The organism is Tolypothrix sp. PCC 7712, assembly GCF_025860405.1.
Taxonomy (GTDB): Bacteria; Cyanobacteriota; Cyanobacteriia; order Cyanobacteriales; family Nostocaceae; genus Aulosira; species Aulosira diplosiphon.
The window spans coordinates 3,855,613-3,870,080 of sequence record NZ_CP063785.1 but is presented as its reverse complement, the minus strand read 5'-3'; the positions used below and the strand labels follow the sequence as shown (position 1 = coordinate 3,870,080).

The 14,468-nt window shown below is 34.2% G+C and carries 12 protein-coding genes; 2 read left to right on the top strand and 10 right to left on the bottom strand.

The window, feature by feature from the left end:
* Positions 1 to 228 precede the first annotated feature (228 nt).
* Positions 229 to 1,224, top strand: coding sequence for a glutathione S-transferase family protein (locus HGR01_RS16010; protein ID WP_045871817.1), 996 nt, complete (start codon positions 229 to 231; stop codon positions 1,222 to 1,224).
* An 82-nt stretch (positions 1,225 to 1,306) separates the two neighbouring features.
* Here the strand turns inward: HGR01_RS16010 and HGR01_RS16005 are convergent, their stop codons facing one another.
* Positions 1,307 to 1,696 carry a hypothetical protein gene (locus HGR01_RS16005; protein ID WP_045871818.1) on the bottom strand — a complete coding sequence of 130 codons (390 nt, stop codon included), beginning with the start codon at positions 1,694 to 1,696 and terminating at the stop codon, positions 1,307 to 1,309.
* Positions 1,697 to 1,807: 111 nt separating this feature from the next.
* A complete protein-coding gene (locus HGR01_RS16000; protein ID WP_045871819.1) occupies positions 1,808 to 2,158 on the bottom strand; it encodes a BON domain-containing protein in 351 nt (116 codons plus the stop codon).
* Between the two features lie 563 nt (positions 2,159 to 2,721).
* On the opposite strand from HGR01_RS16000, the gene HGR01_RS15995 reads away from it, so the two are divergent.
* Positions 2,722 to 3,432, top strand: a complete 711-nt coding sequence (locus tag HGR01_RS15995; protein ID WP_045871820.1) for a tetratricopeptide repeat protein — start codon at positions 2,722 to 2,724, stop codon at positions 3,430 to 3,432.
* Between the two features lie 286 nt (positions 3,433 to 3,718).
* Here HGR01_RS15995 and HGR01_RS15990 read toward each other — a convergent pair whose 3' ends face one another.
* The 8 genes from HGR01_RS15990 to HGR01_RS15955 form a co-directional block, all read right to left on the bottom strand.
* Positions 3,719 to 4,504 (bottom strand): glycosyltransferase, encoded by a 786-nt coding sequence (locus HGR01_RS15990; protein ID WP_210403109.1) that lies wholly within the window; start codon positions 4,502 to 4,504, stop codon positions 3,719 to 3,721.
* A gap of 33 nt (positions 4,505 to 4,537) precedes the next feature.
* Positions 4,538 to 5,371 (bottom strand): glycosyltransferase family 2 protein, encoded by an 834-nt coding sequence (locus tag HGR01_RS15985; RefSeq protein ID WP_052335275.1) that lies wholly within the window; start codon positions 5,369 to 5,371, stop codon positions 4,538 to 4,540.
* 197 nt (positions 5,372 to 5,568) lie between these two features.
* Positions 5,569 to 6,774: a glycosyltransferase gene (locus tag HGR01_RS15980; protein WP_228045610.1), complete on the bottom strand. Its 1,206-nt coding sequence runs from the start codon at positions 6,772 to 6,774 to the stop codon at positions 5,569 to 5,571.
* Positions 6,775 to 6,878: 104 nt separating this feature from the next.
* Positions 6,879 to 8,075 carry an O-antigen polymerase gene (locus HGR01_RS15975; protein ID WP_045871822.1) on the bottom strand — a complete coding sequence of 399 codons (1,197 nt, stop codon included), beginning with the start codon at positions 8,073 to 8,075 and terminating at the stop codon, positions 6,879 to 6,881.
* Between the two features lie 90 nt (positions 8,076 to 8,165).
* Entirely contained in the window at positions 8,166 to 9,272 is a 1,107-nt protein-coding gene (locus tag HGR01_RS15970) for a glycosyltransferase family 4 protein (protein WP_045871823.1), read from the bottom strand.
* Positions 9,273 to 9,347: 75 nt separating this feature from the next.
* Positions 9,348 to 10,136 (bottom strand): methyltransferase domain-containing protein, encoded by a 789-nt coding sequence (locus tag HGR01_RS15965; protein WP_045871824.1) that lies wholly within the window; start codon positions 10,134 to 10,136, stop codon positions 9,348 to 9,350.
* 11 nt (positions 10,137 to 10,147) lie between these two features.
* A complete protein-coding gene (locus tag HGR01_RS15960; protein ID WP_235623082.1) occupies positions 10,148 to 11,410 on the bottom strand; it encodes an MATE family efflux transporter in 1,263 nt (420 codons plus the stop codon).
* A gap of 224 nt (positions 11,411 to 11,634) precedes the next feature.
* A complete protein-coding gene (locus tag HGR01_RS15955; protein ID WP_096621605.1) occupies positions 11,635 to 13,830 on the bottom strand; it encodes a GumC family protein in 2,196 nt (731 codons plus the stop codon).
* Positions 13,831 to 14,468: the final 638 nt, after the last annotated feature.

The following is a 14,468-nucleotide window of genomic DNA, read 5'->3' as shown; positions in this document are numbered from 1 at the left end:
ACCAAAGCTGAAATTTTTTCAGAAGTAAAATCGGATTCCTATAATTAGAAAAAGTCTATAAGAAGCGTAAGAAAGTGCATTCAGGTTGTGCATTAGGTTGCGTAATAGAATTTTGCTTCAAAACCCTTAATTTCATTTAACTTTTATTTAATAAATAAGTTTTAATTTTATTTGAGATTTCTGCCAAAGCCTGAATCGAAAATCCAAAATTGTTATCAGGAGATGCTTATGGGTTTGGGAATCCTCAAAGATGGTAAGTGGGTGTCAGAACGGGATCAGGAAGATTCTCAAGGGAAATTTATCCGGCCATCAACCACTTTTCGCAATAAAATTACAGCCGATGGTTCTAGTGGATTTAAAGCTGAACCAGGGCGATATCATTTATATATTTCTTGGGCTTGTCCTTGGGCTTGTCGCACTGCAATTCTCCGTCAGTTAAAAGGATTAACAGATGTAATTGGTTTATCGGTATTTGCTGCAGAAATTGCTCAAAATAGCTGGGAATTTAATGATGAGCCGGGAGCAATTCCCGATACAGTGAATAACGCTAACTATCTATGGCAAATTTATCTACAAGCCGATCCCAACTACAGCGGTAGAGTAACTGTCCCAGTTTTATGGGATATCAAAGAAAAGACCATCGTCAATAATGAATCTCGCGAAATCATTCGGATGTTTGATACAGAATTCAATGATTTTGCCAAAGCAGATTTTGACTTTTATCCGCAAGATTTGCAAAAGGTAATTGACGAAACCATTGATAAAATTTATCAACCCATCAATAATGGTGTTTACAGGGCGGGATTTGCCACTACTCAATCAGCTTATGATGAAGCGGTAACAGAATTATTTGCAGCACTCGATTACTGGGAACAAGTATTAGACAAACAACGCTATCTCTGCGGCGATAGAATTACCGAAGCTGACTGGTGTATGTTTACTACCCTATTTCGCTTTGATGCTGTTTATTATGTGCATTTCAAATGCAACTTACGGCGAATTGTGGAATATCCTAATCTGTGGAATTATCTCAAAGAACTCTACCAAGTACCGGGAGTTAAAGAAACTTGTAATTTAGACCACATTAAACGCCATTATTATCGGAGTCATCCCAAGGTTAACCCGACACGCATTGTACCCAAAGGGCCGTTGATTGATTTTGATACACCACACAACCGCGATGCCTGCGGCGGTTCGCTTCGCGACCATCGCATCCCTGTGTGATCTGCTTTTTGGTGAGGGCGATCGCTCAAAAAACTCAGCCCGCAAAGGCGGGCTAAATTACTAAATCATCTTAGCAAGCTACCTATTTAGGCGCAGAAAAACCTGCTTTTTCTGCTGTTGCTGTATCTTTAAAGCAGATATCAGGTTTAACTTTCGCATAATCAGGCGCTTTTGCAATGTGGTAAATATTGCCACGCTTTTTGGTAATCTTCCCTTTAATTGGTGCATTACTAGGACAAGCCGTTTCCCCTTCAGGCTTGACACCTAGCTTTTGTGCTTCTGCGGGAATTACAGTTTGATTTGCAGATGTTGCAGTAGCACTCTTCGCCGTAGGTTTCGTTTGAGAAACAGCAGTAGGATTTTCAGTATTGCTAGCAGATTCTCCCGATTTTTGACCACAACTTGCTAGCATTAAAACAGTTAATAAAGTTAGCCCAATCCCAAATTGACGAGCCGAGATTTGAGTTTTCATTGACAGTCTGCTCCTCATAAAGATAGCTAATTAATTTTAGATTTTAAATTTTAAATTGTTTAATCCTTACAATCCAAAATTTAAAACCTAAAATTTGCAAAACAAACAATACTAACCAACTCCTACTTCATCAGTCACAACATCGGTAGCACCACTAACTCCACCAGCAATCTCTACCAATTGACTTAAAATGTCTTGATCTGGTACTTTTCCTTTTAAAACTACCGTACTGCCTAACTGAGCAACATAAATTGTATTAATGTCATCAAAGCGAGAATCTTCATCAAACGCTAGCGCAACTCTTTTTGCTAAACCACTTTGATCATATTCCCCATTTAGTCCCACTCGCTCAAGCGGAATGCTTTCGCCTTCAGAAGAGTTCTCAGCCACTAAAGTTGGCTCAGGGTTCACTTGAGCATCTTCTGGTTTTTCCATACCAAAGAGTCTTTGTAACCAACCCATAACTGTATTATCTCCTTGCAAAATGTCGGATTTACACAAGTATTTTCACTTGTTTGATATCTAGATTATTATAAGTAATCTTATGTACAAAAATGTTGAAAAAATAATATAGAATTTAAAAGATACCCTGTACAACATTAGATGAACTAAGTAAACAATAGTTAAATTTATAGTTTTTTCTATTATAATCAAGTACAAATTTATCAGCGTTTATATGCGTTTATTGTCTTCCATGTGCGGTTAATTTTTTATTGCTGTACCTCCCCAATAAGGGAAGCGATATAAACTATTTTGTGTAGTATATAAATTTCCTCATTTCTTCCTTAAACGAAGATGTTACAGCTTCAGCCACCTCAAACGCTGATGTTCATGTGGCTTTTAACCCTCAAGTACCAGTTAATCCACTGAGAATCCTCTCAAATGTGTTAGTTTCCCTTGATCCTTGACCTTACCAGGAACATTTAACACCACATTGGCGACAAATAATTGAGGTGCGTTTGTAGATTTGTTAACGCACCTGAATTTATTATAGGGATCAGAACACTCTTGAGGGATTGAGGACAATGACGCTGAACAACCAACTTAAAACAGTATGTGTTCAACCTCTTAGTTACTTAACACTAAGCATGATCACGACAATGATTAGCGCGCCATCAGTGTTAGCGGTAACATTGCAAAATTCTTTTCATTCCCCAGAACAGTCTGCTGAAAGATTAACTCCACAGCGCAACGTCAACATTACAGAGCCAAAAATCGCACAATTACAGCAAGACTCACTTCTTCAAGAGCGATCGCAGTTTATTCAACAAGCAAATGCTCAATACAGTCAAGGTGATTTTAAAGGAGCAGAGGAAAGTTTACGTAAATTTCTCAAAAGATTCCCCGAAGATGCATTTGGTCATTATCAACTGGGAAATGTACTATTTCGACAAAATAGGTTAGAGGAAGCAATCACCTCTTACCAAGAAGCCATCCGCCTCAAACCCAAATATGCCCTAGCTTATAATGCGATCGGTATTGTTTACGCTAGCCAAAGCCGCTGGGATGAAGCTATGAGCGAATATCGCAAAGCTTTGGAAATTAATTCTGATTATGCCGATGCATTAACGAATTTAGCACTAGCATTATGGCAAACAAATAAACGAGATGAAGCTTTAACTTCTCTCAAAAAAGCTATAAATATTTTCAAATCGCAAAATAGAAAGGAAAAAGCTTCCCAAGTTGAACAAATTTTGCAAAAAATCCAAAATTCCGATAACCCTGGTGTGTCTTAAAGACAATACTACTATAATATCCTCGTTGAGAATTTTCGGCTCTTCATTACATACTATGCTAAATCACGTTCACAATTATCATGCAACCCTTGCCAAACAATAATAATGGGCATTATTTAATAACATTTTAGGCATTTGGCAAGTGTTTGAGTTCTTAAGCTATATTTTTCAGCCAAGCTTTGAGGTTTAACTAATAATTTGGCGTAACAGGTACGTAAGAACCGAATTTTCTAACTATTTGAGTTCAGAATAAGCATCAACTAAAACACTTGCTTTAAGAGGTGTTCTAGAAAATTTTCCATCCATGTTTGTTGAAAAAATAAATAGCTGACAGAATATTAATTATTGCGAGATGAATTGACTTATATGAGCCTCTAGCCCAATGGTGAAAAATATGTACATGAGGATAAAATACTGTTTTATATTTTTCAGCCATTCTTAAAGTTATATCTGCATCCTCAAGATACATAAATATATTTTCGTCAAAGTATCCAATTTCATCTAGATACTTTCTACGAAAAAGCATAAAGCACCCAGATAAATACAAAACATCTGCCACCTTATCGTAGCCCATGTCCCGCATTTCATACCAGTCCAAATAAGCTTTTACCAGGAAGTGTAATGATTGAGGAATAAAACGTCTAGCAAACAATGCAAAAAATCTTGGATAACGCTTACAAAGATATTGGATTTCACCATTAGGAAACAATATTTTGGGTTGAATTAGACCAACTTCCTGATGATTTTCTAAATAATTTATCAGTTCTGGTATAACATTTTTGTCAAAATATATGTCTGGATTAAGCACAAGATGGTAGTCAGCCATTCTACATTTAGAAAGCGCTAAATTATGTGCTTTACCAAAGCCAATATTATTGGCATCATTATAATGATAATCAACTTGCTCTATATTCGTAAATAATGTTTTTAAATTAGGCTCAGGTGAATTATCAATCACACACAATTTTATATCTAAAGGTGTGTTGATAGTAGACATTATCACACGGTTAACCATGCCACTATCATTTTTATACAGAACTAGTGATGCACTAATACTTATTGCTGCTTCCATTGATTAACTCTATTTACTATAGTCGATTTTATATTAATTCTTATGAGAATATAAAATATATTTCATATAAGAGTGAAGTTTCGGTGAAATTAATAAAATCATAAATTTGATTAATGATTTACTTATCAAGAAAATCATTTCCGCCAAGTTGATTCTATTATTTCTCCAAAGTTTCCAAAAGTTATTAATATCTCCTAATCTCATTTTCACAATATTACTACTCAAACTTTTAGGTTGTTTATAAACATAAGTTAATTGTTTATCCAATAAATAAATAATTTGCTGATCGAGACAAATTTGCATCCATAAAAAATAATCTTCGCAGTATCTTTGCTTATTATCAAATCGATAATGAATATTTCTCTTAATCATTATTGATGAAGTTTCAAAAGGATTAGACTTTAATATTTGTTTTTTTGTCACTACTCTGGCTTTAACGTCTTGATTTAAGAGTATAGGCTCTAGATTATATTTATTGGAATTTGAAAGAGATCCAGGCGGTGCGTGTCCAGAAACTAATACATGAGGATTATTACACATCCATAAATACTGAAATGCTATTTTTTCTGGATGCCAAGCATTATCAGCATCCAGAAAAGCAATATAATCTTGAGTAGCTAAATCCCAACCAATATTACGAGCTTTAGAAGGGCCATAATTTAACTTTAAATCTACAATTTTTATCCAATTTTCTTCATATTCAGCTTGTAATTTTTGTAGAATTTTCCAAGTATCATCTTTACTTCCATCATTGACAAGTATGACCTCTGATGGTCTAAGAGTTTGTTGAACTATAGACTTAACGGCTCTATCAATGGTATGAGCACAAAAGTAACATGGTATCACAACACTAACAGATGTTTTCATAATCTTACTTTTCGATATTCATGCTTAATACATCTGGAATTCTATAATATTATGACTAGTATTTTATCTTTGAAAAAATTCTAAGTATTTATATTTTATCAATCGCCAAATAAATGTAAATTTCAAAACTTAAAGTATAAATTCTATGAAATACAACCCCTGATTACGATCAACTATACTTACTAAACTCTCTCATATCAATATTTGGGAAACATTCTACCAGGCCAACCACTAGCTGTAAAAGTAGTTTTTTTAAACAGTCTCCAGCTGAGTTCAAATATAATTCTTCTCGCTGCCTTGCTACCTTTTTCTTGTCCGAAAATTAATCTACAAAACCACAATAAAATTACACTTAAAACTTTTAATTCCCAGCTAATTTTGTGGGAGTCACATGCATCATTAAGTGATAATTGTGATAGTTGTGATAATTGTATGCGATTATTTTTTAACCAATTTTCCTTAGACTTTATAGCAAAATCTAAAACTTCTTGCATACGAATTTCATAATTATGTTCCCGCTTAGTTCTTTCAAACCCAGCCCACGCGATCGCGTCCCGCTCTTCTGGATGTGCCACATAGTAATTTATTTTTTCAACTAATTCGGGGATGTCATAAAAGATTTCAATTTCTTTACCTAGCGTATAATACCTTTCTAATCCTGGTGTATATTCGGTTAATAAAAAACCACCAGCACCAGGGACTTCAAAAGTTCTTGCTTTAATTTGGTTTTGACCTATAGAGTTAGCAAAATTGAGGCTGATTACGGACTCTCTCATAATCTGTGGTATTTCTTCTGCTGGTATTGATCCAGAAGGCCAGCCATAACCAAAACTTGCCACTTCAATTCCAGATTTTTGTAATTGAGATATGCGGTAATTTCGATTACCAAATGCTCTTCCTACAAAAGAGACTGGATATTGGCAATATTTGCAAGACAAAGGCTCATTAAATGTCTCTGAACTAGCTGCCCACTGAGATAATAAAACATTTTGAATATTATCCTGATGATATTTATTGATAATCTCAGGATATGTTGTAGTCATTGCATGATATGCACTGCCTATAAATCGCGATACTTGCCTGTATTTCCAGGAATCATCAGTAGTCCAACAAATAGTTGCAACATCTCCACGTGCTTGAATAATTTTTAATGTTTCTAACCAAATTTCATAATGCATTTGAACTGTTAATATGACATCAGGTTGTACTTTGCCCACTGTTTCTAGTAGTGCTTGGTTCATTTCAGCGTAACTGGCGTAGGCTGACATATCCCATGATTCAAAGTGAACAACCTCATGTCCTAATTTTCTTAAAGCTGGTACAAATGCTGCGTATTCAGTGTTAATTCCACGGGCAGAATTACCATACTGATACTTTCCAAAAACGCATAATACCTTCATCATTATTGCAGGGTAATAAATTTTGATATTTCAATTTTTGAACAATAATTAAAGATAATTATTGCCAATAAAAGATTATAAATTGTCCTGGATCTACTGCGGTTGTTTTATTTGTTATATATAGTATTGCAGAAAAAGCCAAAAATTAAGAAACATAATGCAGGTAATGGTAAAAAAACAAGAAAAAGAAAATGATTATAGGTATGAGCAGCAATTAAAGTCCATGTAATTTGGCAATAAATTAACAAATGTGGCAGACTAAAAAATGATTTGCTATAAAAATATTTAGATATCATTCCAAAAATAAAAGAAAATACAATAATTCCCAGAATTCCTAATCCCCAATGTAAATTTCCATAGAACCCTACAGGGGAACTTGGCTCAGGAAGAGTAGGTAAATCATTATTCATTACGTAGTCTTCATAAAGTCTATAGGGTAGCAAATTAACGAACGTGTATATAGGGTTAAACTTATATGGTCCTAATCCAGCTTGTTCGCACTGCGCCTCGAAATTAATTAGAGGCCATTGGAGATAATTTATAGTTTCATCAGTGCCAGATATTTGATAACCTGAACCAATCCTTAAAGAAGCAATCAAACCCATAAAGTAAATTAAGATTGCTGGCACAACCAAGTAAAGTAAGATTCTTACCTGCTTACTGATCTGGAGTCCAAATATATTTATAAAGCTTTTTAATGGACTATTAAAACGGATTGAGAGTCCAGAAAATAGAAAAAATACTAAAATAAACAATCCCTGGCGTTTTCCAGTTATCAAAGTTCCAAAAATAGCAATTAGTAAATTAACTACGAAAAAGAAAGAGAGTTTTTTATTAGATTCTATCGCTTTGATTAATAAAGATAATAATAATCCATTTAAAAAAAATAAAGACGTGGCAAAAAGACCTAACTGACCAAAGCCAGTTTCAACAGCATTGTTGTTCACATCATTTATATTTATATTTCCTGAGAAAAATTCTAGAATTGGTAAAAAACCATAAGCTCGAACAATATTTATAATTTGAATAATTATTAGAACTGAAATAATGAATATTATTCTTTTTAAACCACTAAAACTAATTTTTACTATCGTAGGAGATATATTATCCAGGTTAGATTTAAAAAATCTAGTACCTAGCCAAAAGAAGAAATATCCAACAGTCCATAAAAATAAAGGCAAATAAGTTATTTCATAGTTATAACTCTCATTTGGCCCTTGAATAATCCAAAGAATATAAGGAGAAAGAGCTTGAAGGGTACCTAGTAGCAAAAGTACTTCAGGACTGACAATTTTGCGCCACATACAATATCTACATAATATAGCTAACAACAGAAATGTATATGCTTGACAAATAATAAAATTTTTTCTAATTTTCTGCTTTTAGCATGACATTTATTGTAGTGAATTATATACTAGTTGTGTTTGTTCTGCACAGGTATCCCAAGAAAAATACTTGACTCTTTCTTGACCTTTCATAATAAGTTCTTTAGTCCTTACTTGTGAAAAAAGAACTCTTTCTAATGCATCTGCTATGCTTTCTAATTCATAAGGATTAAAATATTCACCTGCATCTGCAACTATCTCTGGAATTGAACTAGTGTTACTACACACAACAGGACAACTAAATGACATTGCTTCTAGAGGTGGAATACCAAAACCTTCATAAAGAGATGGGTAAATAAATGCAGATGCATTAGTATAAAGATTTGCTAATGTTTTGTCATCTCCTGGTAAATATATGACATGAGTATCATCAATATCAAAGCTTTTAATCATGGCTATCTCGTCATCAGAAAAGGATTTTACTCCGCAGCATACAAGTTTAAAATTATCAAATATCACTCGACGACTAGCATATGCTTGAAGTAATTTCTTAAAATTTTTGTATTCTAATCTCCTCTCTCCAACATAAAGTATATAAGGGTCAGATATTTTTGGAGTTTTTTTTATATTTTCATGACTTTGAAGAGAATAACCAAGATATATCGTAGATATGATTTTAGGATCTATCTCCAAGATTTCAATTAAGTCCTGCTTTGTATTTTGAGATATACAAATAATATGATCTGCACGTCTAATTGCTTCTGCTTTTATGAGACTAAATTTTCTATCTTTTTCTGGCATCAAATGTGCAAACTTTTCGTGAATCATGTCGTAAACTGTTATGACAGTTTTGCATTGCTTAGGTGCTATACATGACCTAGAGTAGAAAGTTTCGTGAACAATATCAGGATTACTATGATTAAGCCATATTTTAGACAATTCGGCATTTATTGCACCTATAATTTTGGATGACTTTGGTATGAGAGGTATTTGCCATCCTTTGACTAAATCTGCACTACATTTTTCCAAATACTTATTTACATAAAATCCAGCAAGAATTTGCACTTCAAATGTATTAATTTTTGCAGTTCGAGTTGCAATTTCATATATATAACGGGAAATTCCGCCATATTTTGACCAAGAAAATATTTGGTAATCATAATATAATTTTATCATTTCTACCTGTTATCTAAAAATATGAAAAATGAGTATTTTCGAGAAAATACCCATATGTCAATTATTATATATTTTTTATAGTTTTCTAAGCAGAGTATTATGATCTGTTAAAATTTTGGAATTCATTCTTTTTCTTACATATTCATAGCCAATATTTCCTAAACGTCCAGCCATTATTCTCAAAAGTATATGGTGATGTATCTGTTTATAAGTAAGTATATGAATAGTTTTATATGAATAAAAAAACATTGATAATTTATCTGCTATAAATTGAATTGTTCTTGCTTGATAGAAAGAAATATGCTGTCCTGTATTGAAGGCATAATACCACCAATTTTCTGGCTGTGGAGGATTGCCTTCAAACAAATCTGTAGAAAAAATAATTGTTGATGTACCAGCATCTTTGATAGATTTTTGAATAAATTCAATGGGATTATAGATATGCTCTAATACCTCAAAAGCAGTTATTGCACAAAATTCATTAGTGGTAGTAGATGCCTCAAAGCCTTTAGCAAAAATATTTTCACAATATAAGTCAGACCAGTAGAAATCAAAACCAATATCTCTCATCAGTCTTGTTAGCATCCCATAGCCACCTGCAACATCTAAATACCTGCCTTGTGGATCAAAAAAGAAGAAGATAATGCAAGCTAGTCTTTTAGAAATTGCAATATTTCTCGCGACTAAACCAGTATCTGCATCTGCAATAGCACTACTATAAGCTTCTTCTAGCCAATATGGATACTCTGTTTGTAGCAAACCGCAATTATTACAATATAGATAGCTAACCTCATATTTATTAATAATAGTTGCTGTGAAGTAAACATCTCTTTTAGAAGAGCATATAGGGCAATTTTTAATCATTTTTATTTAACCTACAAATAATTTATATTACTAATTCTTAATTTCAGCTTATTTATAATATCAACACCTACTGCTCCTAAAGAGAATAACAAAATACAAATTCCTGTAGACCAAGCTACTCCTGAAACACCTAGTAAATTACCTAAGAAAACTGATAAAATAATATTACTAATAGCAGAAACAGGGGATAATATAGCTTGTAACTTTAATTCGCCTAACCCATTAACCAACATTGCTACACATTGGGCAATACAATTTAATACTGTTGTAAATAGCATCGCCAAAAGCAAGCTAATATGTGGAATTGCTTCTTTATTAACTAATAAGCTGATAAGTTGCGGAGAAAATATAACTAGTAATATGCCTACAAATAGAGACCAGATGAAGCTGATATAAATCGACATTTTAAATGTATTATTAATCCAGGTATAATCTCCTTTAGCTAAAGCTTCACTATAGGCTGGCCAAAGAGAAATAATAAATGAGGATGAAATATATAGAATCAGAGAGAACAATTTTAAAGTAATTCCATAACTTGCTACTGAACTCGCACCAAATAATTGAGCAACAATAATTAGATCTGTTTGAAAAATTAAAATTGCTGAGATTTGAGCAATCCAGAACTGAAACCCAGTTTTTAAGAGCCATTTACATTGAAGCCCGTTAAAATTTTCATATTTAGGTGCTAACCATTTCCGTTTAAAACAAAATAAATGGATGCCAGAAAATATATCTCCTATCAGTAAAGTTCCGAAGCTAGCTACTATTAGCCAGGGTAAGTTAGCATGAATATAAATGGCAGTTATTATACTAATTATTGATAAAAAACTACTGAAGGCACCCCATATTTGATACCAATATCCTTCTTGATAGGCTGCATAGATGCGACTAGGAATTGAAAGTGGCAGACGGATGATAAACAAAATCCAACATACAAAAATTGATACTCCTACTTCTTGTTTTGCCAGCATTGAATTTATATTGAATACTCGTTCCCAAGAGATTGATGGATATAGTATTAAGAAGACTATGAATAAGATTAATGCTATTAAGAGCATTAGATAAAATGCACTTGATACAAACTCTTTGGCTATCTGCCTATCTTCATTAGCATCAGCTGTTGCTAATGCATTTGTTAAACTATTTGCTAAACCAAAATCAGCAATACTTATCCAGCTTAATAAAGAACTTAATATCAACCATAGACCAAATCTTTCTGTTTCTAAATATTTAGCTGTTAGTGGAATTGCAATAAATCCAGCTAGAGTAGACATTCCTTTGACAACTAATGTTGTACTACCCGTGAGTAATGCACGAATAATTCTTGTCCGTCCCCGATCAATAAAAAGATTATTATAATTCTGGAATAACTGCTTGAATATACGCATTATTGCCAATAATTTCCAGGTTTAAAGTCTGCTTATATCTCTAATGTTCTATCGCGATCGCACTTACCAAAATTTAATTCACAGAGGCATCTAAAATATTGCAAAAAGGCTCACAAAATCCGAATTTTTGATATTGAAGCATCAACTTTCCCATTTTTGTGAGATTGCTTTGCTCCGTAATAACTCTTTGCATAATAGCCACCGTAGCTACTTTCAGGAGTAACACCATTAGCTACCATCCCCAAAACCTGATGACCAGACTGCTCTAACAACATCTTGGTAGCATTAACTGACCCAGTATTAGCAACACCAGGACGTACAACCAGCAGAATTCCATCTACCAACTTACTCAACATCAAGGCATCAGCCACCAAAGTCAAAGGTGGACAGTCGATAATTACAAAGTCATATTCTTGAGTTGCTTCCTTAATAAATGTAGCAATGCGTTGAGAATTTAAAAGTGCAGCCGGGTTAGGTGGAATTGTCCCAGCCGTAATAATATCCAGAGTCATCAAAGCTTCTTTAGAGGTAGTTTGTAACTCAGTTTGACCGACTAAAATATTACTTAGTCCTACAAGGTTATTTTGCTCCCAAATTTTATGCTGGCGAGGGCGACGCATATCTGCATCCACTAACAATACTCGCCGTCCGAGTTGGGCTACTGCTACTGCTAAGTTAGCAGCTACAAAAGATTTTCCTTCGCCAGGAATTGAACTGCTTATGGCAATTACTTTCAGCATCTTGTCAGAAATGCTAAAACTTAAATTAGTTTGCAGCATCTCAAAAGCTGAAGACACTGGTGAATAGGGATTGTTGAGTACAGGTAATTCTACTTCTCCCACACCTTCACTACCTTTAGCTTTTTCAGCCTGTGGAATTGCACCCAGCAAAGGATAGTCCAAAAGTCGCTTGGCTTCTTCTACAGTCTTGAGGGAATTATCTATAGATTCCAACACCAGTGCTGTGCCTGCACCCAATATAATTCCCAAAATTCCCCCTAGTGCCAAGTTTAGAGGAATAATTGGAGAAACAGACTTATCAGCAACTAAAGCTTCAGATATGACCCTTGCATTACCAACATTTTGGTTTTCTACAACTTCAACTTCTTGTAACTGCTTCGACAGTTGTTCATAGGTAACTTGGGCTACCTTCAACTGTCGTTGTAACTGTAGCTGTTGTTGTTCCAGCCGAGGTAAGCTATCCAATCGGTTTTTGTTGACTAAAAGTACCTGCTTTAATTCTGCTACTTGGTTAGTTAATGCTAAACGTTCTACTTCTGATTTAACTAAATTTTCAGTTAAAGTCTGCTTGAGGTTGCCAATTTGCAAATTTTGCTCTGGCATATACTCAGAATTGCCTATGGTTTGAGCAACTCTCCCTTCTAATTGGTTTTTAAGAGCTACTGCTTGATTCTCCAAATTGATAATTTTTGGGTTGTCTTCTGTCAAGCGAGTCCGTGCCACAGCTAACTCGTCTTGTACTTTTTGGTATTCTGTAAGTACTTGCTGTACCCCAGGAGATTGACTTAAGGTGGTGAGTTCAACAGCGGTATCTGTATTCAATTTCATTTGATTTTGCAGAGCCAGAGAGCGAGTTTTAGCAGCAGTGAGTTCCCCTTGAGTTCTGGTAATTTCCTCGGCTAGCTCTTTTAATCCTTCAACACCAACTTTTGCTTCTACATCTAGAGCAACTACCCTATTTTTTTCTTTAAATCGGCGCAAGGCCATTTCTGCCTTTAAAACTCGTTTCTCTACCTCTGGTAATTGCCGATTTAAAAATTCTCTTGCAGACCTCGCTTCTGCGCGGTTTGTCCGAACATTATTTTCTAAGTAATAGTTCATCAGGGAATTAATTACAGATGCAGCTTCTTGCGGATTAGTGCTGCGGTAGGAAAGCTGCATGACATCCGTTCCCCGGATGGTTTTCAATTTGAGTAATTTCAGAAACTTTTCAATTGTCAGTGGTTTACCAGATTTATCCTTGAGGTCAAGGCTGGTAATGGTTTTGAGGACGATAGGATTTGAGCGGATGACCTCGGCTTCTGTATCCACTGGATTGCTGAGGTTGGTTAAACCGCTCAGTTCTCCTACTTGGGAAGACAAACCAGTCAGTGATGACACTCCATTTTGTTTGTTAAATAATAGTTTGGCTTGTGATTCGTAAACTGGTTTTTGAAGGAAGGTTACTAAGGCTGTCAAGCCAAACACAGAGCCAATTACAACTGTTGTCACTGGCCAACGCCTTTTGAGAACTGTCCAATACTGTTGGACATCAATGACTTCACGCTCTTCTTGCTTAGTAGGCATAAAACAATTTCCTGAAAAACCAGTGATAAATTGAGTTGGCGCTATTATTTATACCAACACAATTAGTGACTAACCCAAAGGAGTATGGCTAGTCTTGCTATGGATCAGAAGTATTCGCAAAATATTCTGATCAGAAAGTTTCTCTCAAATGTCTTGATTCCCAAAACGTCCCGATTATTCTATACTATTTCCTGTTCTTTATTCACTATAAATACTATGTTTGACAAATCCACTGGTATTTATAAGAATAATTTATATATAATTAGCCAATGCATAAATATTATTTATTGGCTTTTAATATTTATACTTAAAAGTTTGACTAATAAGTAATCGGTAAAGCACCAGTTACATAGAACCAAAAGCTATGTGTCATCAGTATATACCTTGCAATAAAAATATCTCGAGAACATCTACTAAGAAATTACAAGTTATGTAAAGTAATTGTTATAAAAATCACTCTATTGTATGTTAGATTATTTGTAATTTTTATTTGTAATTAAAGGGACTAGTTATTCTCCCTGAAGCACTTAAAATACTCTTAAACGGAAACTGAGCTAATCAACTTTGCCAAATTTGCAGAGGAAAATTGGCAACTGCTAATCAAGATTTCTATTGATAAATACTCAGGGTTAGGCATA

Coding starts and splice junctions, on each gene's coding strand:
- HGR01_RS16010 (WP_045871817.1), top strand. CDS start 229: ATGGGTTTGGGAATCCTCAAAGATGGTAAGTGGGTGTCAGAACGGGAT.
- HGR01_RS16005 (WP_045871818.1), bottom strand. CDS start 1,696: ATGAAAACTCAAATCTCGGCTCGTCAATTTGGGATTGGGCTAACTTTA.
- HGR01_RS16000 (WP_045871819.1), bottom strand. CDS start 2,158: ATGGGTTGGTTACAAAGACTCTTTGGTATGGAAAAACCAGAAGATGCT.
- HGR01_RS15995 (WP_045871820.1), top strand. CDS start 2,722: ATGACGCTGAACAACCAACTTAAAACAGTATGTGTTCAACCTCTTAGT.
- HGR01_RS15990 (WP_210403109.1), bottom strand. CDS start 4,504: ATGGAAGCAGCAATAAGTATTAGTGCATCACTAGTTCTGTATAAAAAT.
- HGR01_RS15985 (WP_052335275.1), bottom strand. CDS start 5,371: ATGAAAACATCTGTTAGTGTTGTGATACCATGTTACTTTTGTGCTCAT.
- HGR01_RS15980 (WP_228045610.1), bottom strand. CDS start 6,774: ATGATGAAGGTATTATGCGTTTTTGGAAAGTATCAGTATGGTAATTCT.
- HGR01_RS15975 (WP_045871822.1), bottom strand. CDS start 8,075: ATGTGGCGCAAAATTGTCAGTCCTGAAGTACTTTTGCTACTAGGTACC.
- HGR01_RS15970 (WP_045871823.1), bottom strand. CDS start 9,272: ATGATAAAATTATATTATGATTACCAAATATTTTCTTGGTCAAAATAT.
- HGR01_RS15965 (WP_045871824.1), bottom strand. CDS start 10,136: ATGATTAAAAATTGCCCTATATGCTCTTCTAAAAGAGATGTTTACTTC.
- HGR01_RS15960 (WP_235623082.1), bottom strand. CDS start 11,410: ATGTCTACTCTAGCTGGATTTATTGCAATTCCACTAACAGCTAAATAT.
- HGR01_RS15955 (WP_096621605.1), bottom strand. CDS start 13,830: ATGCCTACTAAGCAAGAAGAGCGTGAAGTCATTGATGTCCAACAGTAT.